This is a genomic window from Clostridium sp. JS66 (assembly GCF_033561535.1).
Classification (GTDB): domain Bacteria; phylum Bacillota; class Clostridia; order Clostridiales; family Clostridiaceae; genus Clostridium_AM; species Clostridium_AM carboxidivorans.
This window is the reverse complement of sequence record NZ_CP131467.1, coordinates 1600272-1625565: the sequence shown is the minus strand read 5'-3', so window position 1 is coordinate 1625565 and position 25294 is coordinate 1600272. Positions and strand designations below refer to the sequence as shown.

The following is a 25294-nucleotide window of genomic DNA, read 5'->3' as shown; positions in this document are numbered from 1 at the left end:
TATTATTTATAAAATAGTATTTTAATAAGCAATTATAAATTTGATATTTTAGATGTAAGGCAACTAATAGAATATCCTGCATAACCTAAAATAACGACATTCTAAGTAACAACAAAAATAAAGCATCAATAGCTATTTCTCAAACCATTGATGCTCATATTACTATTTCTACACTCAATAAGACATGTCGAAATCACTTGCTAACTTTTTACAAATTTTGAGTGGTTCCAGACCTCTTAGCAAGGACATGCTTGCTGTCTGAGCTTGCTTATTTATTTCCTTGTAGTTTCATAAGTTGTCTTTGTTGATATTTCTGTTGGTATCTTTACATTTTTACCATCAAGTGTAACATCCATATCTCCACTCATATTTTCTATAAAATCACCTTTTGCCATAAGGCCAGTTTTTTTATTAATATTTATCATTCCTTTGCAATCACCTTTTAGCTCCATATCTGCTTGAGTTGCCATAAATTGTACTTGCTTACCCTTAGTATCTGCAACTGTTGATTGTACATCAACAGTTAGTAATTCATCTTTTTCACTTAAAAGTTTAAATTTGTTGCTAGCTTCCATTGGATACAATGCCATTATGTTATATTTGTTTTCCCATGTATCATTAACTTTAACTCTATTTGATGGTTGGTAGTTGATGCTTTGACTAACCATTGATTTAATAGCATCCTCACCAAAATTTTGTTTTAAAGTATTTTTCACAGCATCTGTTTGATTATCACCTGATAATTTGCTAAATATTGAATTTAATAACTCATCTGCACCCTTAGTTTCTAATACTTGTCCTTTTTTACTCACCTTTACAGTAAAGCCTTTTCCAACAACAGCTCCATATGTATCAGCTAAAGGATTGTTTGAATCTGGGTTCTTAGAATCATATTCCTTTTTTGAAACAATATCTTCTGTAGATACTTTTATAGAATCATACTTATAAGATAGAGTTATATTTTTATCTTTGTCCACATCTTGTACTTCCATTGTAAGATTCATATCCATTACTTGTTCTGTATTCACATTCAAACCATGAAGTGTCGTAGCAACTTTTTGATCAACTACTTCATGAAGATTATACTTGTCACCTTTTTTTACATTTATACTCCAACCATTCATAATATTACAGCCTACTAAAAACAACAGTACTATTGTTACAGAAAGTGTAGCCACTATCTTTTTTGATTTCATTTTTTCCCCCTTATTTTCTTAATATTATTTACTATTTATTCATTTTATTTCACATTATGTTATTTTACCATAATCTACAAATCTGTCAACAAAATTCTAACAATAATTAAAATTTTTAACATCAAAAGAAAATCAGCTCCACCTTTTTCAGCATACTTTGCTGTCATTCCCGTACCTGTTACTACACCAACAATATGGTTTCTATTTTTTATTTGTATCTTGATATTCTCTAACAACCTTTCTCTATCCATACTTTAAAGACCTCTTAATGAAACTTAATTGCCTACTAATCCGCATCTGATTCTAGGCATATGAATAGTGGCATTATTTGTAGCTCTTTATATTATCTAGTACTATAATATACTCTGAAATATCCATTTTTTCACAAAAATACAATTTGTACAAGTCTTACTTCATCTAACGCATCACTTAAATCCTTTGCCACTTTTAAAGAATTTCCTGTTCCTGTGAAATAATAAATTGTTGTACTCATAATTACCTCCAAAATTTAATTAATTTCCCTTATCTCTATTTTACTATATTATTTATAAAATAGTATTTTAATAAGCATTTATCAATAAGCAAATTCCATTGCCATATTATAACGCTATGCCTTTGTAATATCCTTCGACAGAATCTAACGAACATGATAATATAAAGAAAAGTAATGTACTTTAAAAGAAGCTATAGATAGTTAAAAAATTATCAGAAAAAACAGAAAAAAGAATATTTATTTAAATTTATTGCAAATTATGTAAAGTTAGATTAGTAAACAAATAAGTTTTAAAAAATATAGCATATAAAATTAAATTTATTATGGGGAGGTATTAAAATTGAAGCTTGAGCATAAAAAAGACAAAATAGATATAATTGAAAATTCGCATAAAAGATCAGTAGATTATGGCATTAAAAAAAGCAGAATATTTCCAAAGAAAATTCTAAATCAAGAAGAAGCTATAAATAACAGTAAGAAAAATGAAAAGCTTTTAAATATAGCTTCTCGATTTATGAGAACCTTATATGATTTTTTAAAGGGATCAGGATTTTTTATAGTTTTACTTGATAATGAATGCTGCATTTTAAAAGTTTTAGGAGATGATGATGTAGTAAAAGAAGCATTAAAATTGAATATGGTAGCCGGTGCTTATATGTCAGAAAATAGCATAGGTACAAATGCAATGGGTATTGCTTTAAAAGAACATACTCCTATTCAAATTTCTGAAAGCGAACATTTTACTACTGCATATCAAAGATGGACTTGCTCTGCAGCACCAATTCATGATATAGATGGAACTGTAATTGGAGTGCTTAATTTAACTGGTGATAGACAAAAAGTTCACCAACATACACTTGGTCTTGTAGTTGCAGCTGTGAAATCCATTGAAAATCAAATAAAATCGGAATACATGAATTCAATAGTAGATTCCATTTCTCTAGGAGTTTATGTGATCAATAAAGATGGAATTGTAAAAACCATAAATAAAGAAGCCTGCAGCATTTTAGGTATAAAAGAAGAAGATATCGTTGATAAAAAAGTTGATGTTATCCTACCCGATTGGGTTAATATATTTGAAAAAATTAAAAAAGGAAATATTTATAATAATATAGAAGTAATTTTAAATAATGAAATTGCAAAGGCAAGATACAATATATCTGCAACTCCAATGGAAATTGATAATGAAATTAGAGGTATGGTTATTGTTTTTACAAAAATACAAAAAGTAATTAAGCTTGCAAATAAATATAGTGATGGTAAAGCTGTTTATAATTTTGAGGATATTGTTGGTCATAGTAAAGAAATTAAAAAAGTAATAGAATATGCTAAGCTAATAAGTTATTCTTCATCTACAGTGCTTATTCAAGGTGAAAGTGGAACAGGAAAAGAGCTTTTAGCTCAATCTATACATAATTACAGCGCTAGAAATAATAATACATTTATAGCTATTAATTGTGGAGCTATCCCTGAAAGTCTCATAGAAAGTGAATTGTTTGGCTATGAGGATGGTTCTTTTACTGGAGCTAGAAAAGGTGGCTGTGCAGGTAAATTTGAACTTGCAAATAGAGGTACTCTTTTTTTGGATGAAATATGTGAGATGACTCTTAATATGCAAGTTAACCTTTTAAGAGTTTTGCAGGAAGGATATATAACTAGAGTTGGTGGAAATAAAATCATTCCTGTAGATGTAAGAATTATAGCTGCAACATATAAAAATTTAAAGAAAGAAGTTGAAGAAGGAAGATTTAGAGCAGATTTATTCTATAGATTAAGCGTTGTTCCAATAAAAATCCCTGCACTTAGAGAAAGAAAAGGAGATCTACCAATCCTCATTGATCATTTTTTAAAAATAAAGGCAAAAAAATTAAACAAGCCCCTTCCAACTATTAGTGCAGAAGTATATGAAAAAATGCTAAATTATGATTGGCCTGGAAATATACGAGAATTAGAAAATTGTGTTGAAAATATAGTACTTTTAAATGGTGAAAGTACTATGGTCTTTGAAGATAATAATAATACTACTATGAATGAGAATACTTCAAATAAAATATTAAGTGTAGAAAACAAAAAATTTTATACTTTAGAAGAATCAGAAAAGAATGAAATAATAAGAGCACTAAAACAAAACCAGTACAACCTTACAAAAACAGCAAAGACTTTAGGTATAACTAGGGCGACTTTGTATTCCAAAATGAAAAAATATGATATACCTCATTAAAAATCTAAATCAAGTGAAAAATAATATATTGTATTAAAATTATACGATGTTTAAAATTTATACGATAAAAACTGGTAAAAAGCATAAAAACTATACAATGTTAGAAAAGTAAACTTGATGATGTAAACGATTTAATTGCATAAGAGTCTGGCATGTCTTTTGCTAATATAGTTAACAAGATTATTTAAAGCAACTATATTTAAGAAAGAGGTGTTCCCATGAAAGAGACTAATGTTAAACTACCAAAGAAAGCAACTACAGAAAGAGTTACAAATGCTGAAGAATTAGCTATCAGGATGGCTGAGGTTAGAGAAGCACAAAAAAAGTATTCCACTTTCACTCAAGAGCAAGTAGATCATATATTTAAAGAAGCAAGTATTGCAGCAAATGCTCAAAGAATTCCTTTAGCAAAATTAGCTGTTGAAGAAACAGGAATGGGACTTGTAGAAGATAAAGCTATAAAAAACCATTTCGCTTCAGAGTATGTATATAATCGTTATAAAAATGAACAAACTGTTGGTGTTTTCGAACATGATGATGGCGGTGGTATTTCTAAAATTTACGAGCCAATTGGAGTTTTAGCAGCAGTGGTTCCAACTACAAATCCAACATCTACAGGAATATTCAAAGCACTTATAGCTTTAAAAACTCGAAACGGTATCGTTTTCTCTCCACATCCAGGAGCTAAAAAATGTACTATTGCAGCAATTAAGGTAGTAAGAGATGCTGCAGTTGCAGCAGGCGCACCTAAAGATATAATAGCATGGGTAGATGAACCATCCATAGAACTTTCAGGACTTGTTATGAAATCAGCTGATTTGATACTTGCAACAGGTGGTCCTGGAATGGTTAAAGCCGCTTATTCATCAGGTAAACCAGCTGTTGGAGTTGGTTCGGGAAACACACCAGCAATTATTGATGAAACAGCTGATATTAAAATGGCTGTAAGCTCAATTTTACTTTCTAAAACTTTTGATAATGGAACAATATGTGCTTCAGAACAAACAGTAATAGTTTTAGAAGAAGTATATGAAGAAGTTAAAAAAGAATTTATAAAAAGAGGAGCTTATTTCTTAACACCAGATGAAACAGAAAAAATAAGAAAAGTAATATTAGTTAATGGTTCATTAAATGCTAAGCAGGTAGGTAGAGCCGCTTCAGTTATAGCAGGTCTTGGAGGAATTAAAGTTCCAGAAGAGACAAAAGTTCTTATTGGAGAAGTTGAAAATGTAGAGCTTGATGAAGAATTTTCACATGAAAAGTTATCTACAGTGCTTGGTATGTACAAGGCTAAAAATTTTGATGAAGCTTTAGCAAAAGCAGAAAGACTTGTTGTACTTGGAGGCTATGGTCACAGTTCAGTATTATGGACACACAGAACTAAGTCTAAAGACAGAATAGCTAAGTTTGGTTCAGTTATGAGAACTGGAAGAATTATGATTAACATGCCATCCTCACAAGGTGGAATAGGTGATATATTCAACTTTAAGGTTAATCCTTCATTAACACTTGGTTGTGGATCATGGGGTGGAAATTCTGTTTCAGAAAACGTTGGAATTAAGCAACTATTGAATATTAAAAATTTAGCTCAAAGGAGAGAAAACATGCTTTGGTTTAAAGTTCCATCAAGAGTTTATTTTAAATATGGCTGTCTTGAAAACGCTATAAAAGAACTAAAGGTATTAGGCAAGAAGAAAGTATTCATAGTAACTGATAAGATTCTTGTTGATCTTGGAATTGTTCATAAAGCTACAAAGATTCTAACAGAACTTGGAATGGATTATAAAATATTCTCAGAGGTTTTACCAGATCCAACTCTTGCTACAGCAAAAGCAGGTGTTGAACAATTGAATAGCTTTAAACCAGATACAATTATGTCAATTGGTGGAGGATCACCTATTGATGCAGCTAAGATTATGTGGGTATTGTATGAGCATCCAGAAGAAAAATTTGAAGATTTAGCTATGAGATTTATGGATATTCGAAAGAGAGTTTACACCTTCCCTGTAATGGGTTCAAAATGTTATATGGTTGCAGTTCCAACTACAGCAGGAACTGGTTCAGAAGTTACTCCATTTGCAGTAATCACTGATGAAAAAACAGGAGCTAAATATCCAGTAGCAGATTATGAATTGCTTCCAAATATGGCTATAGTAGATGCAGATCTTATGATGAATATGCCAAGAGGATTAACAGCAGCTTCAGGTATAGATGCTTTAACACATGCTCTAGAAGCTTACGTATCAGTTATGGCTTCAAGCTTTACTGATGGATTAGCTTTAGAAGCAATAAAAGAAATTTTTAATAATTTACCACTAGCATACAATGAGGGTCCTGATAACATAAAAGCAAGAGAAGCTATGGCTCATGCTTCAACAATCGCTGCTATGGCATTTGGAAATGCATTCTTAGGAGTATGTCATTCAATGGCACATAAATTAGGATCAAAACATCATGTAGCCCACGGAGTTGCTAATGCATTATTAATTAATGAAGTTATAAAATATAATGCTGTAGACAACCCAAGAAAACAAGGTACTTTCCCTCAGTATGAATATCCAAATGCTAAAAGAAGATATGCAATCATTGCTGAAACTCTAAACTTAGGTGGTTCTACAGATGATGAAAAGGTAGATTTATTAATTAAAGCTATTCAAAAGCTAAAAGATCAAGTTAATATTCCTAAATCTATAAGTGCTGCAGGAGTTAAAAAAGAAGACTTCTATGCTACATTAGATGAGATGAGTGAATTAGCTTTTGATGACCAATGTACAGCTGCTAATCCAAGGTATCCATTGATTAAAGAAATTAAAGAAATGTATATTAAAGTGTTCGAATAATAGATTACTCAACAACAAAAAAGTTTGAAAATAAATATTTAAGGTTTGATAACATATATATCAGCAGTCTCCCTAAAAATGAAAGGATGGTGTAATCTCATGGCTGTAGATGTAAAAAATATGTCTGATGAAGAAATGAAAGAAAAATTGCTGGAAATCAAAATTGAAAACCTTAAAAATATTGAAGCAAAAAAACAACTTGAGCTTAAAAAACCGAAAAAAATAAAATAGGACAAGACTGTAAAAATAGATTTTCATTAGCAATCAAAACACTACCAATATTCTGTATAGCATCTAATTTATACAAATTAGATGCTATAATTTTTTACCTGACACTTACTAAGATTTTTTCCGCTGCATCATCATATATTCAATAATATTTTATTAATATCTTCACTTACCACCATACGTTCATCATAAACCCACTGTTCATCAAATTCTAAATTAAAAATCTTAGAGAAAGAATAATAAAGATTTATCTTTTGATAGTAAAGTTCTAATTCATTAAGATCTTTTATTAAACAAGTTGGCTTAGAAATTACATCACTATGAGCTATAAAAAGCTCATCCACATAAGTTAAAAAAGCATCCATCATTGTAGGATTGGATACGTCAAAAGGTATTTTAAGTAGAGTCCACTCCGTTTTTTCATCTAATTTATAACCCTTTATCTTATCTAATACTATGATGTACTCTGAAATATCCATTTTTCTATAAAAATACATCTTCTCTTCTCGTGTACTCCATAATGCAAGCTTTTCTCTTAAAGGTAAGCTTTTTATTTTTAATATAACTTCACTTGGTCCTATAACTGCTTCTTCTATAGTTCTATCTCTTACATTTATCATCTCGTTTATGAATTCTTGAGTGCCTCCATAGGATGCTACATACCCAATATCATATATGCCCTTTCTTCCTGCTCTTCCCGCAATTTGTTTTACTTCTTGAGAATTTAAAAATCTCACTTGACTTCCATCAAACTTTTTAACATTCATAAATATAATTCTTCTAATTGGAAGATTTACTCCCATGCCAATAGCATCAGTAGTTACCAATATTTTTGTTTCTTTATTTATAAACTGCTCATACTGCTTTCTTCTCACTTCAGGAGGCAGGTCTCCATAAATCAAGCTGGCTTTTATGCCTAAACTTCCATAATAATATGCTAATTCTAATACTCTTTTTTTAGAAAATACTACAAGTGCATCTCCATCTTGAATACTTTTACGAGAAAAAGATCCATACTCCATCACAAGAGGTATGCTTCTTTTATATTCTTTAAATTCATATTGATCCTGACAATCTTCAATTATATCAATCAATAACTCTTTACTATTAATGGCTCCACAAATATGTATCTCTTTACAATTTAATCCTAACAATGCTCGTGTCCATGCTGCTCCCCTTTGATCATCATTTATCATCTGGATTTCATCTATAATTACTATATCATACTCTTCATTAACATCTAATTTTTCTATAGTACAGGATATATGCTGTGCTCCTTCTACTATTATTTCTTCTTCTCCAGTCATAAGGCTGCATTTTACACCTTCAGAATTTAATCTCTCATAGTTTTCTAAAGCCAATATTCTTAAAGGTGAAAGATATACTCCTTTTTTAGCTTGCTTTAATCTTTGCATGGCATTATAAGTTTTTCCTGTATTAGTTTCTCCTAAATGAAGATAAAATTTTCTAATGAGCTTTCTAGCATGTTCATATTCATCCTTAGGATTTGCCGGAAATACATTGTCAAATTCTTTAGATACAAGCTTAGGTATATGCTTAGTTATAAGCACACTGATTATTCCAGAACCCAAATAACTGTCATAATTATGTTTTACTATTTCTTTAAAACTAAAATTAGTACCATTTTTTCTATTGTACTCATCCACAAGCCTTTCAGATATGTATTCTAATATTTCTAAATATTGCTCATAAACACTTTTAAAATCCCTAAGACCATCATTTTCAAATTCTTTTAAATGTCTTATTTTCTTTCTCACAGAAACTTCATGTTCCCACAATGCATTTGTCTTAGTATGCTGTACTATTTCTTCTATTTGAGGAATTTGATTTTTTATCTTTCTAAAATTTCTTTCTACTGCTCCTTTTTTCATTGACTGTCCTCCTAAGCAGAATTTATTTAATTATTATATCACTCTCATAATATTATTAGCAAAAATTCACTTTTAATTGTATAAAAATATTTATTACAAAAAAGAAAAAATCAATCCAAAATTTACTAGATGGATTGATTTTTTACTTTGTCTTCTTTAACATAAGTTCTCTTGAAATTTTTACTGACTAATTTTTATACTGTATTAATTTAAAATTTGAAATATATACTGTGAATCATTAAATATAGTAGCTATCTTTATTAATGTGGATGAATCTTACCATCTGGACTTAATTCCAATATATGACCATTTTCTTTAGTTACTAATATGAGATCTTGAAGAGCAGCTCCAGAAGGATTACTTTCACATCCATAGAAAACATAACTTGCGTTTAACATATCATCAGATATAAATTTTTTTAAAATATTTATATTAACAACCTCTTGTGCAGGTTGAAAATAACAATCAGGATATGCATTTTCAACAATTTCTAATGCTTGTTTGTAATTGACTGCTCTATGTTCTTTATTATGTGTATTATTGTTATCGTCATCGTTTTTCTTTGCTGTATTTTCGGCTTCCAATTTATATTTGGCTTTTTCTTGCTGATCTTGAACTGCTTTTGCAAATATATCTTTTAAGTTTTTAGCATCTGTATTATTAGGATCTATTTTTAATATTTCATCTAAGTATTTATTAGCTTCTTCATATTTGTTGTTTTTAGCAGCATCATTAGCAAGCTGAATATCTTTAGATATAGTTTCTTTCTTATTATTCTCATTTTTTAAATTTTGAGCCAATGCTAAATTCCCCTGAATATCTCTATCATTTTTATAGCTTAAAGCTTGTTGAAATACTTCAATAGCCTTATCATAATCTTTTTGAATCATATATTGTTTTCCTTGACTAGCTAAATTATTAAAAGCTTTTGATTCATTATATTTATATGTACCGAATATTGATATTACAAAAATTGTAATTACTAATAGTATGCCTAATAATATTTCGTATATTTTCTTCAATTAATAGCGCCTCCTTTTTTATGTGTATTCTCTATGTCCCATAAAGTTCCTCTATAATTATGACATAGAAATAAAAAAAGGAAAATATTAAATGAACTGAAAAATATTTAAGATAGTAAGTATTAAAAGAAGATTACCAATTACCTCAACGATAAATTGAAATTTAATTATATAAAAACAACTTATAAAAATAAAAATTAAATAATAAAAACTGTTTCAATCTTTGTTGCTAAGAAACAAAAACTAAAGTGGTGTAAAATCTATTTTAGATTTTATTTTTGTATATTAACTGTAATGATTTTTTTGCAAAGGATAAATTTTAGAAAAGGAATTTTTAATTCAATATAGAATACTATTTAATACAAGTGACAGATAATGTTATTACCATAAGCTAGTTGACAGTCGCATAAAGGGAGCACTTAGTATAGTAACATACACTAAATATATTAAGGGGATGGATAATATGATTTTAGGAATTAGTGCAAGTGGCAGAAAAGATGGAATTATCAGCAAGACAGTAAAAGCCATATTGGAAGCAAGTAATTCAGAGTATGAATACATTTCATTGTCAGGTAAGAGAATTAATGGTTGTATTGGATGTACACTTTGCGCCGCCGATAATCAGTGCAAAGTTAAAGATGATTGGAATGAGATAGCAGAAAAAATGTTAATGGCAGATGCAATTGTTTTTGGTGCACCTAATTATGGAGAGACTATAAATGCCCTTGGTCATGCATGCTTGGAAAGAACTTTTTGCTTTCGACACAGAGAAGCTTTTAGTCTATCCGGCAAGATTGGTGTAGCGGTTAGTGCTAGTTATAGTGAGCAAGGATCCAGTTTAGTCAATATGATTATAAAAAAATCTATGATGGTTAATAAGATGTCAGTAGTTGGTTCTGTATCCGCTCATGGATATTCCCAATGTTACACATGTGGATTTGGTCACAACTGTAATGCAGGGAATGTGGTTAAGAAATATGGTCCTTTGGATAAAATCGAAAAGAAACATCTTCCACCTAGTTTTGAAGAGCAGGAAGATACAATTTTTCAAGTTAATAATATTGGAAAATTATTAGGGTCTTTAGGAGTCTGAATTTAGTTAGGTTTACTATAAATGCTGTTGCCAAAAGATTTATTTACATTTTGGCAACAGCATCTGTTAATGCATTAATACCTTTTTCATAATCTGCAATTCCAGCTAAGACTTTAAATTCATCTTCATCTATGATTGATTGCAACATTTTTTTCTAAGAATCTTCTGTCCATCAGGATCAACTTCCAGTTTAATTTTTTCAAAATAAGGATTGCTCTGATGATCATATTTTAAATTAATGTTTATAATCAACTTTTTGAAAAATAAAACAACTACATGCACATATAATAAAAATAGCGATGATAACTATTCCTAAATAAGACAAGCTTTTAACTCCTGCTGTAGTTTCAAATCCAAAGTTTCTTAAACTTACTATAATATAAAATAAAAACTTTGAAGCAAACATTCCAGCAATCAAAATTCCCCAAGTAGCAAACATTGCTGATATAGGATTTGGCATTGCTAAACTTGCTGCAGTACTTATACTAGATACAAAACAAAATACACAATAATAAATAAAAAGGTTTTTAAAAAAATATACAACTGATTGGCCAAAAGATAAACTATTATTTATTAAAAATACCTTTGTTTCACTTACACTAGGATAAATTAAAAATGAGATTATATAAGATAAAACAAAAACAAACAGACACATTATACCATTAAATAGAAATAATGATATAACTTTACTACATATAACTTTATATTTTTCTTCTCCTCTTATTAATATCATTCTTAAGTATTCCCTTTTTATTTCACTATTTACCACACTTATTCCCATATATGGAATTAGTATAAATAATATTATAGATTCAACTTCTCCTAATATAAATATAGGCATATTTAATCTGTTTAATGGTAATTCAAAAACTTTATTAGAATATTTTACAGCATCAAAAACATTATAATGTCCTTGATTAAATATTTTTAAATTGATTGTTACTAAAACTAAAACTATAGTCAAAAATGCAAATAAGACAATTGTACTTTTCTGCTTAAATATTCTATAAAATTCGCTTTTTAGAAGTCCTATCATTTCTTAATCTCCTATTCTAAATAATTTTCTTTTTTAATAAAATATACAGAAGCACTATAAAAGATAATCCCGTATAAGAGTATAATTAAAATTATTGTTATATTGTTTTTTAAAGAAATAACAGCTAGTGCACTTATCATGTATTCCTGAATAAATTCTATTGAAGTACTTGCTGTTAACATTAATGCATTTACGTTTTTTATGAATATAGAACATATCTTCGGATAAATTTCAAGCATAAGCCAAACACCTACTGTTATTCCTGATGCAATAGTTATACTCTTACTTACAACACAAATAAAACTTATTAAAGCCATAAAGCTTAGTATAGTTATATACGCTATAATATAAAACTTAATTGTATACAACGCAGCCTGTATTCCTTTTATTTGTACTTTTCCTAAATGATTTATAATAATGCTATTTCCATTAGGAATGAAATTATTTGCATATATATATGCAAATAGTCCATATAAAAGCATATATGCAGCCATTACTACAGATACTACTAACACTTTAGCTGCTATAATCTTTTCTTTCTTTACTCCTCTTGACAATATCATTCTTATTTCACCACTTCTAAATTCTTGGGTTATAGAAGATACTAGATAATATATAACAAGCAAATCCATAATAAGTGTTATTTGCTCTTTTAATACTAAATAGGTAAAACTAGTTGAATTTACAAGACCTGGCTGTTCTGAATTCATTCTCATAATATATTTTGATGTTATAAATATTATAAATGGTATTATAATAAAAGATAATCTTATAATTCTTGATTTCCAAAATCTATACCACTCCATCCTTATTAAAGTTTTCAGCATTTTCACCTCCTAATATAGAAACAAATGCTTCTTCTAAATTTTCTTTTCCTTTAATACTAATTAGTTTCTCTTTTTTTCCTTTCCATTTTATTTCTCCATAATTTATAATTACAAAATCAGTACAAATTTGTTCAAGTTCATTTAAATAATGACTTGATATAAAAAATGTAATTCCCTTTTCTCTATTTAGTTTCAGTATTAATTCTCTAAGTTCTTTTATACCTAATGGATCTAATCCATTAGTAGGTTCATCTAATATTACAAGACTTGGATTATTAAGAAGAGATTGCGCTATTCCCAATCTTTGCTTCATTCCCAGAGAGTATGTTTTAACTTTATCTTTCTCTCTTCCATTTAAGCCTACAATAGATATAACTTCTTTTATTTTCTCTTCTCTTTCGTTTTTACTCATATTTTCATTTAAAAATGAAAGATCTCTTAAATTTTCTTCGCCACTCATATATGGGAAAAATATTGGTGATTCAACTATTGACCCTACATTTTGTAATGCCATTCTTTTGTTTTTTATATCAATTCCATTCAACAATAACTTTCCTTCATCCTTATTTATAAGTCCTGTTATCATTTTTATAGTTGTTGTTTTTCCTGCACCATTAGGTCCTATAAAACCTGTTATATTTCCTTGTTCTACCTCAAAGCTTATATTTTTTAGTATCTGCCTCCTCCCAAGTTTTTTCGAAATATTCTCTAATACTAATGCTTTCATCATATTTAACCACCTCAAATTTATTATAAAATATAAATATAATTTTTTTCTAAACTTTTACTTAATTAGAAAATTATTAATTTGTTAAAATACATAATAATATATCTATCTATTAATACTTTTTCATTACATACTTTTATAAAATAAAAAATCCGTAGAATTAATCAATAAAAACTATTGATTAATTCTACGGAAAATATGTTAATGATTACTACAACTTATTCACTTAAAGCATTATATGCATTAACTAACCCATGTCCAAAATATTTACTAGAATCATTTCCATTTACTTTCTCTGCAGACTTATAAATTTTCTTGCACACCTGTTTTGATCCAATATTTCCATACTTACATATGATAAGGGCTGAAACCGCTGAAACTTTAGGTGCAGCCATTGAAGTTCCAACCAAGTATGCATATTCATCACCATATGTACTTAAGCACATATCTGTATATATAAATTTTTCAATGTCTGTTAGTTGTCCTCCTGGTGAAGCTATATCTATAAATTTAGATCCATAATTAGAATAAGATGCAATTTCATTATTATATGTTGTTGCAGAAACTGTTATTACTCCTTTAATAGTTCCAGGTACTTCATATCCTATTCCTTCATACCTAAATCCCTTTTGGCTGTTTATTTTGTTTAAATAGTCCCCTAATTCTTTTTTATTTGCACAATCTAAAGCTTCATTTCCTGCTGATGATACTACTACTACACCATGATCAATAGCATATTTTATAGCACGCTTATATAATGAATATTCTGCTACATCATCTCCTATTTTATATGTTTTATTTGTAGCAGGATCAGTAAAAAAGCACTTTCCTTTTAAGTCATATCCTCCAAAGCTTAAATTTATAACTTTAACTCCATCATTAGTTGCCTTAATTATAGCTTTTGATGCTATAGTTGATGTAGTATCTAACTGTGAATTAAATATGCGGTATGATTTGAAACCTATATTAGGTGCTACTCCTTTAATTCTTCCATTAGCCGCAATAGCACCTGCTACATGTGTACCATGTCCATTTCTGTCTTGAATATCATTTGGATCTCCCATTTCAGACAAATCTCCTTTAAATCCTTTAGGTACAAAATTTGTTCCTCCCAAAAAATTTGCCTTTAAATCTGCGTGTTTGCCATTAACTCCTGTATCTATAATACCTACAATTACATTATGATTTCCCGATTCTAAACTAAAACTTTTTCCATTGTTAGTTACTTTTTTTATATCCCATTGATACTTATCATACAAATCATACTTTCCTACATTGTTTCTTACATCATCATTAAATTTCATTACTTTTTCTTCATTTAATTTAATTTCATTGCTAGGTGATATAGAACATACACTAGAATCTTTTTTTATTTTAGGTATCAAACTTGGACTGCATTTAACTTCTAACCCTCCTATTTCAGGCAATTGAGAAATAACTTCTCCACCAGATTCAAGTACATATTTTTCAACATTATGATTAATATTATTGTCATTGAATAAAATTACTAAACTTATACTGGATATAACATCATCCTTTGCATAAACAGGAACATTAACACAAAAAATTGCTATTAATATAGCAACTACATATATTTTCATTTTTCTCATAATTATCCCACCCCAATACAACTATTTAGAAATTATAACAAATTTTCATTTTTAACATATACTTATATATTCAAATTACTCTACATGATTTTATGAATCCCTCTACAACAGCTCCTCCATTTTCATGATTGTAAAATTTTACATTACCTTCATTTTTTTCAATTATGATTTTTATAATATAAATTCCTAATCCAAAGTGATGCTCGCCTTTAGAACTATTTTTATCACAAGTAAAAAACATATCTAAATGATGTTCAATTATATTCTCATCAAAACCTTTTCCATTATCCTGAAATAAAAAAAAGATTTTATCATGTTCACATTTAAATCTTACATTAATTTCTCCATTATTAGGTGTGAATCTTAAACTATTATGTAGAATATTACTTATAACCCTATCTAAAAGTAAAGCATCCAATATATATTCTTCATGCTTGTCCTTGTATTCTTCATATACTAAATTAATTTTTACATTTTTACTTTTAGCTACAATAGAGAATTCCATAATTTTTTTATTAACCCATTCCCATAAATCAATAGGTTCTCTTTTTATAACTAATCCTACTCCCTCCATTTTTGATATAATAATTAAATTATTTAAAAGAAATATTATCTTTCCACAATTTTCATCAATAATTTCTAAGTACTTTAATAAATTATTTTCTCTTTTATCCGCAATCTCACATAAAAACTCACAATATCCTTTTATTACTGTAATAGGCGTTCTTATATCATGTGCAAGTGAGGCTATCATAACTTGTTTTTGATTCCCCATTCGTATATTTTTTTCAACAGATTCTTTTAATTGCATTCTCATTCCATTAAAATGATATGCTAATCTTCCAAATTCTGTATCACCAAAATCATCTACCATAAAATTAAAATTATTGTTTTTTATTTTAACTACCCAATCTTCAAACTTATCAAATTTATATTTTGTTTCAGTATAAAATATTCTCATAAAAATTAATGTATAAATAAGTGTAACTAAAAAAGGGGTAATCATCATTGCAACATACAAAATGATATTTTTAATATTATACTCCACATTTACTTCTGAAAATCCAAAAGGATATCTTAAATAGTATACTCCTTTGATTTCTCCTGTTTTATTTTGAAGTGGAATATACTTTTCCCCATAATTTTTGTTAATATGACTTATGTTTAATTTACTTGTTAAATTTCCACCTTCATATAATCTATCACCACTAATATGATTCCCATTTAATTGAAGAACTTCTCCTTTTAAATTTTTATCTAGAATTCTTATATCAAAATTATCTTTATCTAGCAGCTCTATTTGATTTTTTATTATTTCTTTTGTTGCTTTACTTACTAATGACTCATAATAATTAGCATTTCTACTAGTGGACACTAATATATATCCTTCTATTCCTTCAAAAATAATTGTGGTTACAAATGAAAAAGCAAATATATATACCATTAATTTCATAACACTTTTTCTTATAGATAGTTTTTTAAACATTTTTTTTCTCCCACTTATATCCCATTCCCCAAATGGTGTCTATATATGAATTTTCATCATCATATTGTCTAATTTTATTTCTTACTTTCTTTATATGTTCTGTAACTGTCTCTATATCACTTTCACAATTATATCCCCAAACTTTTTCAAATATGTCTACTTTAGAAAATACCTTTCCTTTATTCAAAATTAAAATTTCTATTAATTCATATTCTTTTTTTGTTAAGCATAGCTTATGACCATTACAAAATACTTCCTTGCACTCTAAATCTATTCTTATTTTTCCACAAGTAAAACATTTTCTATTTTTTGTTTTAATTCTTTCTTCTCTTCTTATATGAGATTCTATCCTAGCTTTTAGTTCTTTTAAACTGAATGGCTTTGTAATATAATCATCTCCACCTAGTGAAAGAGCTTGTATTTTATCATCTTCCATATCCTTTGCACTCAAAAACACTATTGGGCATTGTATTTGTTCCCTTATTTTTCTGCAAACCTTAAATCCGTCTACTTTAGGCATCATAATATCCAATAATATAAGATCAATATCCTCACCAAGCTTTTTTTCTGCTTCAAAATAACTTGTTGTTTTAATAACTTTATACTTATATAATTCTAAATAATTTTTTATCATATCTCCTATTTGTTCTTCATCATCAATTACAAGTATTTTTTTACACATAATATTCCCTCTTTTACTTTTCATATCTATATATTAAGCTAATTATATACAATTTATCTCACATAATCAATTTCATTACAAATTTACATAATATTTAAGATAGTAAAAAAGCATAATCCCATGGAGTTTTTTTGCCCAATTCTACTGCTAATATGGATAAAATTACGCCTACTACACCATCTAAAAGTCCAATAAAATCTAATTTTTTTAAGTTTTTTTCTTGTAATTCAATATTTGAAAATCCAAATGGATCCTTTTCATCATAAAACTTTAATACCTTTTCCTCCATATCATCCGCAAAATCTTTAAATTTTTTTTCATTTGTTTCCTCATAAAATCTATATGCTATATACATTATCCCACAAAACCCATGACAAAAAGTAGGTGAAAATATGCCCTCTAAATTATCTTGCCTCATTACACCATGAAACGCACTTTTGGCAAGCTCTACATATTTTTTATCATTCAATACTTTTCCTGTTTTTAACAATGCATATGCAACCCCTGGAGTTCCATAGCACCAGGCATCTCTTGAATATTTGTCATGTATTTTTCCATTTATAAATTCTTCAAATGATATAACAGTTGTCCATTTAATTGAATTATTGATTTTATAATTAAATTTCATTAGAAAATCTGCTATTTTCCTTATAGCTTTTTCTTGATTATCCACTATTATATTATTTTCATATGCATAACTCATTAATAACATTGGACCCGGTATTCCATGTGATAACCCTAAGTTGAAATTACCATTTTTATACTTTTCCTTGTCAGATTTTAAAAATTGATTTTCACTTCCTATATGCCATCCTGGAATCATATGATTATTAAATTCTATATCTTTTGTTAATTTAACTAGGTAAATTAATATATCTTCCAATATTTTTTTGAATCTAGAATCATCTTTAAAAATCATACAATATCTGCCTAAACCTGTTAATTGTTATTAAGCAATTTATTTGCTTAATAACAGGTTCAAAAAAAGTAAATTATAATAGCCTTTCTTTTTACGTCAGATTAAATAATCTGACACAAAAAGAATAAGATTATTTAATCTGACTATAATTTAAAAATATAAAAAAATTTTATAGGACTGAAAAAAAGTGATAGAAATAATAAAGATGCCTTACGGCATAAGAAAATATAATAAGCTTAATAAGTATAATAGGTTTCCCATAAAATATGGATGCGAAGCATGCGGATATGAAGGAAAACTATATAGACATGGATTCTACTATAGAAATTTGATTACATTTAACAAAGCTTATAGAGTAGTTATCATTAGATATAGGTGCAAATCATGCCATAAGACGTACTCTCTTATTCCAAGTTTCATAATACCTTATAGACAATACACCTATCATGTTATATTAACTTGCCTTATTATTATGTTTAAATTTAATTACTCATTTAGCAAAATTATTAAGTTTGTTAACTCTATAAATTGTATGTTATCCATAAACAAAACTCATTTATCATTTTGGAAAAGCAGACTAATAACTTCTTTAACGGCTATTCGCCTATTTTTTGCACAACTTAAAATATTTTGCCCTGATACCAAAAATGTTTTTCCATCCAATTTACTTACAATGATTACTGATTTTTCACGTTTAAGATATGATTTTAATTTAAGATTTTTCTTAGATATGCCTAAATATTTTTTCTGTAAACCTTAATTACAGAAGCTTTAGTTTTTTTGCCCTTTATCAAATTAAACACTTCTTATTTTTTTAATGCTTATTTACTTAAAACTTGTCTCAACTTTTAAATTTTATTTTGAAGTTCTTATATTTTTCCACACAACTTTTAACGGTTAAGGCTGATTATTGAGGTACATAATTAAAAATGAAAATAAACTCAAAGTTGAAGGAGGCATTTAATTATGATATCTCATGAATTAAGCCAAAAAATAGCTCTGTTTAGATACTCTCTAATTGCACCTATAATCACTAATACTTTTACTCAATCTTCTGTTAAAGAATATTTATCAGAAATTGCTGCTAAATCTTATACTATGCCTAACGGCGGAAGAAAAGAGTATTCTCCGGCTACAATTAAAGGTTGGTTAACCTTATATAGGAAACATGGTATAGACGGTTTATATCCTAAAACAAGAGATGACAAAGGTTGTTCAAGAAAAATTTCGCAAGAAACAAAGCAGTTCATTATAAACTGCAAAATTAATTCCCCCAAAAAAACTGCTAAACATATATATCATGAAGTTATTGCCAAAGGATTTGAAAATGAAAACAATATATCTCTTTCTACAATAACTAGATTCATAAAACAGGCTAATATAGCACCTCAAAAGCTGGCGCCTCAAGATAGAAGAGCCTTTGAATTTGAATATGCGAATGAATGTTGGCAGTCTGATGTATCTGTTGGACCTTATCTCACTATTCAAGGCAGAAAATATAAAACTTATATTATAGCTTTCCTTGATGATGCTAGTAGGCTTATTGTTGGATGTAAAGTATTTTTTAAAGATGATTTATTGTCTCTTATGGCTGTTTTTAAAGATGCGGTAGCATCTAAAGGTATTCCTAAAAAAGTTTTTGTTGATAACGGAAAGATATATAAAAGTGAACAGTTTCAACTTATATGTGCTTCACTTGGGTCTATTTTAAGCTTTGCTAGGCCATATTCTCCTCAATCGAAAGGTAAAATTGAAAGGTGGTTTCAAACAATGCAAAAACAATGGATGAATTCAATAAACTGGGGTGATTTTAAGTCAATAGACATTTTGAATGAATCTCTATTGACTTATGTTAATCACTATAACAAAACCTTTCATTCATCAATAAATTCTACACCCTTTGATAAATATATGAATAATATTGAAAATTTAAGGTTTGTTTCCTCTAAAAGTGAACTTGATCATTTATTTTTATATAAAGTTCAACGTACTGTTAAAAATGACTCCACAGTATCCATAGGAACTAAATTATTTGAAGTTCCATTAAAGTATGTAAGAGAAAAAATAAATATTCGTTATGATCCTACTTCACTTGATAAAGCATACATCTTCTCTGAAGATGCTAAGCTTACAGATACTATTTTCCCACTAAAAAAAATTGATAACTCAAAGGTTAGAAGATCTAATAATGATTCTGTTGATTTTTCTGCCTTTAAAGCTAACTAACCGGAGGTTGATATTATGTATAAAACTTTTTATGGGTTAACCTTTGACCCATTTGATAAAAATATTGATTTAACACACAGCTTTAAATTCCAAGACTTTAATCACGCATTAAGCAGATTAGAATTTTTAAAATCTGTTTTGGGCATTGGTGTACTTACTGGTGAACCCGGAGTAGGTAAGTCTTTCCTACTCCGTTATTTTGTAAATTCACTCAACCCCAATTTATATAAATGTATATATATTCCTATTTCGACCTTAACGGTCATGGATTTTTACAGAGCTCTTTGTGATGGTCTTGGAATAATTCCTGCCTGTAAAAAAGTTACTATGTTTAAACAAATACAGGAAGCTATATACACTTATAGTCATAGTAAAAATATAACCCCAGTCATTATATTAGATGAATGTCAGTTTTTAAGCAATTCCATCCTTGATGATTTAAGAATTATATTTAACTTTAATATGGATTCAAAGAATTATGCTATGCTAATTCTTTCAGGTCAACCTAACTTTTTACTTCAACTCAGCAGACAAATTCATGAAGCGCTGCGCCAGCGAATTTTAATGAATTATTGCTTACGAGGGCTAACGCCAGAAGAATGTAAACCCTACATAATTTCAATGCTTAAAGCCGCAGGCTGCATAGAACCTATTTTTACTGATGATGCATTTGAACTTATGTATTCAACCACAAATGGCTCTATAAGACCTTTAAATTCTCTAACGAGAATGTGTCTTATTTCTGGTGCTAATCAAAAACTTTCCTCTATTAATGCTGAAATAGTTTATAAAGCTCAAAGCGAAATTGACCTTACAATTTAATTTTAAACACTGCTTACTTGGCAGTGTTTTTTTATACCTATATTAATTGTCTAATTTTCATATTTTATACATTGTGGATATTGTGAAGAAAGGTTGATTTAATTTGACTTTTTACATATTTTTTTCTATCGTAAGATTATTTAATCTGCATTTTTACCATATTATTACTTAATTTAGGTTGAAATAATTTGACTTTGAATAGCTTAAATAATTTGACGCGTAACAGTTAATCCTTGAATTACATCATAATCATTTGAATCAACATATTTTTTTTCGTTGCACATATTCATATAATATTGAAAATAAAGTTGTATGAAGTTGTTGATTTCATTTACTATCTTTTTATATCTTGTTCTATTTTTAGATACACAAATTGTTGCAAGTCCTACTCCTGATGCACCACTAAACATAGACAGGTTATAAAATCCATTTTTTTCTATTAGTTTTACTATTAGTTTCATATATTCATGTCCAATATCTTCCCATGCTTCCTCTGGAAAGTGTTCTTGTAATTCACCATATATCATTGGTAAAGCTGTAAAACCATTACTTAATGTTAATTCACCCCATGTTTCAATTTCTTCGTTCTCATATTTAATATAATTTTTTCTGTCTCTACACATGTTGTATATATAGTGATAATCTTTGAACTTTATAGCCAGATTTTTTATTATTTCTATAACTTTTGTATTCATATTTCCTCCATACTTCATAACATTAATGCTGTACTTTTACAATATCCTTAAAATTCATCTTATTTTTTTCGTCCACAGTTTTTATATATTTTAAAGCATATAATGTATGCCTAGTTAATGCCATTAGTTTTCTTTCTAACTCTCTATCTACTCCTAATAATCTATTACAATGCAAGTGTATAATACCAGCTAAAATATTTTCATTTGTGTTCGTGAGCTGAGTTTCTTTTTCTACTCTATCTCTATATTCTCTAACTGCTTCATTTCTAATATTAAGAATATTTAATATTAAATCTCCATCCTTTCTTTTTCTTAGATTTTCCCAATTGTTATAATCGTTGCATAAATTCATGTATTCTTTTCTATTTTCTTTAAATTCATCTCTATGTTCCTTGCTTTCAATAATACTGTTCAACCATTGTAACTGGTCATTATATTCATATTTAAAATTATTCATATAATGTATCATGCTTATCATTGCTATTTTCTGTATTTCCAAGGTTATGTTACCTAATTTTTTTTCTCTTAAAATATTTTCTACAACTAAACTATCTTTAAAAAAAACATTTTCGGCTGAATCAATAAGGTTTACTCCACCATATCTTTCAATCTCTCTATCATAACAACTTAAATTATAGTCACTTATAATCCCATCATGAAATAACTTTTCAATCCATTTATCTATAATAGGATATACTTGTAACAATTTTATCATTTCACCATTCAATCTTAACCTAATATGTGGAACTGGATCCGCATATCTCATAAAGAAATACTTATAAATATATTTATTATCTATAAAATTTTGACACAATTCTTGAATATAGAAAGAAATAAATTCTTCTTCCCTTGATCTTATTCCATATAATTTTAAGAATATCCATTCCTGAAAAGGTCTCTTTAATCTTACAGAAGGTATACTTGATAGTACATTATTATTTAAATTGTTTGTTACTCGTTTTAAGCTATTAGGTTTGCATCTTATTATAGGAATAACAATTTCAGCAATGTACCTTCCATGTTCTCCTTCTATAGCATTTTCTATATTATCTTCTACCTCTGTTATTATTATTTCACTTTCAAAGTTATGCTTAAAATTTTCGTATAATAACTTTAAACATTTATCATTTTTTAAATTTAACAATACCCTATTATCCGCATCCGTTATATACACATAATCAGGTATATCATATATATTCTTTTTATTAGTAAACTCATGAATAAAAATATCATAAGTCAAATTATCCTTTTTTATATTTACAAAATTCATGTTAATTTTGTCTAGCTTCCATTTTGCTAATGATACTGTTATATTTTTATACTTTATTCTTGGTATATAAACCATATTTTCATATATAACCCACCATGGCAAATCTGACCATTCTCTAATTCCATCTTGAGATACTTCTTTTAAAAATCTACAAACATTAGATGCTCCTATGTTATTAAGCATATTATTATTAGTTATAATCAACTTTTTGTTTAGCATTTTACTTTTTACATAAAACAATCCATTATTATCAATACCTAATACCAAATCATCCAATGATATAGTATGTTTTTCATCTTTTGAACTGTTTGTACATATAGCAATTTCATATTTTCTATTGTTACAATTTCTTACTACATTTGCACTTCTTATTGTATTAGGTAAATATACTATTTCACAAAACTCCGTATTTTCGTCATTTAACAATGCTCTTTCTTTGTCATCAATTTCCTTAAAAAGTCCTTTTTCTTCTGCTAATATATGGGTAAACCTTCCAAATGTTCTACCTGCTGAACTAGCTCCTATATTAGGTCCAAGATTTAATTCATATTCCCCTTGTTCAAAACTTTTTTGTGAGGATGATGTTAGCATAAAATTCAAATCTAATGATAAAGGCATTTCATCAACATTTACTTCTTTTAAATCTAAGCTGTTAATTTCATCATCCTTAATTTCAATATATGTGTTATTGTGTACAGCTTGATAATATTTTAGCCAAAAATACTTGCTTACCTTATCCGATATAAACTTTGTTGGTTTATTATAAATTTTTCTATTGTTTTTAGGATACAAATATGATAATGGTGATCCTATTCCAATATCATTATCTAACACTTCTAAAAGTTCTACTTCTCTATTTTCACCATATCTTTCCATGAATTCACCTTTATAACTTTCCATTGGTGTGTCTTTCCCTTTTAATGGCAATGATAATTTTAAAACCATCTCTATGAAATCATTTACATTTTCTACTACTTTTCTATCTATACTGCACTTAGAAAATGAAATTTTACTATCTACTTGAAGTGGTGTTTTAGATTCTTGAATCAAATTCATTTTATTATATATATTAATATATGTTTTTTCTCCTTCGCCTATCTTAATAGTATTATATTTATCAATTAAATCCTTAATCTCTCTAAGTTTGTATAATATATCATCATTATTAATAGATTTATCTTCTAGTTCATTTATTAAATATTCTAATTCACAGTTACATGTTAGTGGTGGTCTTAAGTTTGAAATTAAGAATTCTTTTTCTATTAACTGATTAAGAAACTGCTCTATCCTTTTCTTATCTGTATTTGGATACATTTTTATTAAACTATTTACAATATCCGTATAATTTCTGCTTTTTATTTTACACAATTTGTATATAATATGGAAGGCATTTGTAGCTCTTATAGATATTTCATTTATTCTTTCATTTGACTTTAATTTTGATGTATTATATGGTATGCTTGCTCTATTTCCCTTAAAAAGAATACTGCTATTATCAATAAAAGTTAATTTTTTATTGACTTCTATATCATTCTCAAGTTTTTTTATTATGTTATATAACCATTCTATATCTACTCTACTTCTTTTAATATTTTCTGATTCATTAACTATTATGTTGTTTTTATTTTCTATGTTTCCAACTGCTATTCCTGAATACATACCAAACGGTGTAGTTCTTGTACTCATTCTTATTAAATATTTGCTAATAGATTCTTTAAACTTATCCATTTTACTTTCATCTTTATCTTTAATAAATCTATTTATTCTGTCATACAAATCTTTGCTTGATACTAATACAGCCTCTTTAAAAATGTTATTATTACATATTTCCAGTAATGAATCATTATTTAAACTCTTATCTTTATTTTCATAATAAAAATTTTTATAAATTTCATAAGCTAACATAGGAACCCTAATCATGAATTTTCCCAAATCAGTATAATTTTTCTTTGTCTTAATCATGTTACTCCCCACCTTTTAAATATGTATTGTAATAAAATATTTTTTTA

18 protein-coding genes and 2 pseudogenes are annotated in these 25294 nt (G+C 27.8%); 7 read left to right on the top strand and 13 right to left on the bottom strand.

The features are described 5' to 3' along the window. Nucleotides 1-272 precede the first annotated feature (272 nt). Together Q6H37_RS07705 and Q6H37_RS07700 are read right to left on the bottom strand one after the other, a co-directional pair. Complete coding sequence (locus Q6H37_RS07705) at nt 273-1196, bottom strand: DUF6263 family protein (RefSeq protein WP_318740621.1); 924 nt, start codon at nt 1194-1196, stop codon at nt 273-275. Between the two features lie 116 nt (nt 1197-1312). Next, nucleotides 1313-1447: pseudogene (locus Q6H37_RS07700) on the bottom strand (phosphoenolpyruvate hydrolase family protein); the annotation flags it as partial. A 582-nt stretch (nt 1448-2029) separates the two neighbouring features. Here Q6H37_RS07700 and Q6H37_RS07695 point away from each other — a divergent pair. The 3 genes from Q6H37_RS07695 (at nt 2030) to Q6H37_RS07685 (ending at nt 6981) form a co-directional block, all read left to right on the top strand. Further along, nucleotides 2030-3910 (top strand): sigma-54-dependent Fis family transcriptional regulator, encoded by a 1881-nt coding sequence (locus tag Q6H37_RS07695; protein ID WP_318740617.1) that lies wholly within the window; start codon nt 2030-2032, stop codon nt 3908-3910. A 218-nt stretch (nt 3911-4128) separates the two neighbouring features. After that, nucleotides 4129-6750, top strand: a complete 2622-nt coding sequence (adhE, locus tag Q6H37_RS07690) for a bifunctional acetaldehyde-CoA/alcohol dehydrogenase (RefSeq protein ID WP_318740615.1) — start codon at nt 4129-4131, stop codon at nt 6748-6750. A gap of 99 nt (nt 6751-6849) precedes the next feature. After that, nucleotides 6850-6981 carry a hypothetical protein gene (locus Q6H37_RS07685; RefSeq protein ID WP_318740613.1) on the top strand — a complete coding sequence of 44 codons (132 nt, stop codon included), beginning with the start codon at nt 6850-6852 and terminating at the stop codon, nt 6979-6981. A gap of 131 nt (nt 6982-7112) precedes the next feature. Here the strand turns inward: Q6H37_RS07685 and Q6H37_RS07680 are convergent, their stop codons facing one another. Next, entirely contained in the window at nt 7113-8870 is a 1758-nt protein-coding gene (locus Q6H37_RS07680; RefSeq protein ID WP_318740611.1) for a helicase-related protein, read from the bottom strand. A gap of 260 nt (nt 8871-9130) precedes the next feature. Beyond that, complete coding sequence (locus tag Q6H37_RS07675; RefSeq protein WP_318740609.1) at nt 9131-9892, bottom strand: hypothetical protein; 762 nt, start codon at nt 9890-9892, stop codon at nt 9131-9133. A 463-nt stretch (nt 9893-10355) separates the two neighbouring features. Here Q6H37_RS07675 and Q6H37_RS07670 point away from each other — a divergent pair, with 463 nt between their 5' ends. Beyond that, nucleotides 10356-10985: an NAD(P)H-dependent oxidoreductase gene (locus Q6H37_RS07670; protein WP_318740608.1), complete on the top strand. Its 630-nt coding sequence runs from the start codon at nt 10356-10358 to the stop codon at nt 10983-10985. A 235-nt stretch (nt 10986-11220) separates the two neighbouring features. On the opposite strand, the gene Q6H37_RS07665 is transcribed toward Q6H37_RS07670, so the two are convergent. The 7 genes and pseudogenes from Q6H37_RS07665 to Q6H37_RS07635 all read right to left on the bottom strand — a co-directional run. Continuing rightward, the gene (locus Q6H37_RS07665) at nt 11221-12021 is read right to left on the bottom strand and encodes a hypothetical protein (protein WP_318740606.1); all 801 of its coding nucleotides are present in this window, start codon (nt 12019-12021) and stop codon (nt 11221-11223) included. Nucleotides 12022-12032: 11 nt separating this feature from the next. After that, complete coding sequence (locus Q6H37_RS07660; protein WP_318740604.1) at nt 12033-12848, bottom strand: ABC transporter permease; 816 nt, start codon at nt 12846-12848, stop codon at nt 12033-12035. Then, nucleotides 12814-13578: an ABC transporter ATP-binding protein gene (locus Q6H37_RS07655; protein ID WP_318740602.1), complete on the bottom strand. Its 765-nt coding sequence runs from the start codon at nt 13576-13578 to the stop codon at nt 12814-12816. The genes Q6H37_RS07660 and Q6H37_RS07655 overlap by 35 nt, the downstream gene beginning before the upstream one ends. 215 nt (nt 13579-13793) lie before the next feature. Next, nucleotides 13794-15185 (bottom strand): S8 family peptidase, encoded by a 1392-nt coding sequence (locus Q6H37_RS07650; protein ID WP_318740600.1) that lies wholly within the window; start codon nt 15183-15185, stop codon nt 13794-13796. Nucleotides 15186-15255: 70 nt separating this feature from the next. Beyond that, nucleotides 15256-16671 (bottom strand): HAMP domain-containing sensor histidine kinase, encoded by a 1416-nt coding sequence (locus tag Q6H37_RS07645; RefSeq protein ID WP_318740598.1) that lies wholly within the window; start codon nt 16669-16671, stop codon nt 15256-15258. Beyond that, the gene (locus tag Q6H37_RS07640; RefSeq protein ID WP_318740596.1) at nt 16664-17353 is read right to left on the bottom strand and encodes a response regulator transcription factor; all 690 of its coding nucleotides are present in this window, start codon (nt 17351-17353) and stop codon (nt 16664-16666) included. The genes Q6H37_RS07645 and Q6H37_RS07640 overlap by 8 nt, the downstream gene beginning before the upstream one ends. 94 nt (nt 17354-17447) lie before the next feature. After that, a pseudogene (locus tag Q6H37_RS07635) lies at nt 17448-18281 on the bottom strand (lanthionine synthetase C family protein); the annotation flags it as partial. A 196-nt stretch (nt 18282-18477) separates the two neighbouring features. On the opposite strand from Q6H37_RS07635, the gene Q6H37_RS07630 reads away from it, so the two are divergent. The 3 genes from Q6H37_RS07630 (at nt 18478) to Q6H37_RS07620 (ending at nt 21320) form a co-directional block, all read left to right on the top strand. Beyond that, on the top strand, nt 18478-19032 hold the full coding sequence (locus Q6H37_RS07630; protein WP_318742904.1) for a DUF6431 domain-containing protein: 555 nt from the start codon (nt 18478-18480) through the stop codon (nt 19030-19032). A 206-nt stretch (nt 19033-19238) separates the two neighbouring features. Continuing rightward, on the top strand, nt 19239-20498 hold the full coding sequence (locus Q6H37_RS07625) for a DDE-type integrase/transposase/recombinase (RefSeq protein ID WP_318734736.1): 1260 nt from the start codon (nt 19239-19241) through the stop codon (nt 20496-20498). Nucleotides 20499-20513: 15 nt separating this feature from the next. Then, nucleotides 20514-21320 carry an ExeA family protein gene (locus Q6H37_RS07620; protein WP_318733562.1) on the top strand — a complete coding sequence of 269 codons (807 nt, stop codon included), beginning with the start codon at nt 20514-20516 and terminating at the stop codon, nt 21318-21320. Between the two features lie 203 nt (nt 21321-21523). Here Q6H37_RS07620 and Q6H37_RS07615 read toward each other — a convergent pair whose 3' ends face one another. Beyond that, nucleotides 21524-22015 carry a lanthionine synthetase LanC family protein gene (locus Q6H37_RS07615; protein WP_318740595.1) on the bottom strand — a complete coding sequence of 164 codons (492 nt, stop codon included), beginning with the start codon at nt 22013-22015 and terminating at the stop codon, nt 21524-21526. A gap of 22 nt (nt 22016-22037) precedes the next feature. After that, nucleotides 22038-25247 carry a lantibiotic dehydratase gene (locus Q6H37_RS07610; protein WP_318740593.1) on the bottom strand — a complete coding sequence of 1070 codons (3210 nt, stop codon included), beginning with the start codon at nt 25245-25247 and terminating at the stop codon, nt 22038-22040. Between the last annotated feature and the right edge of the window lie 47 nt (nt 25248-25294).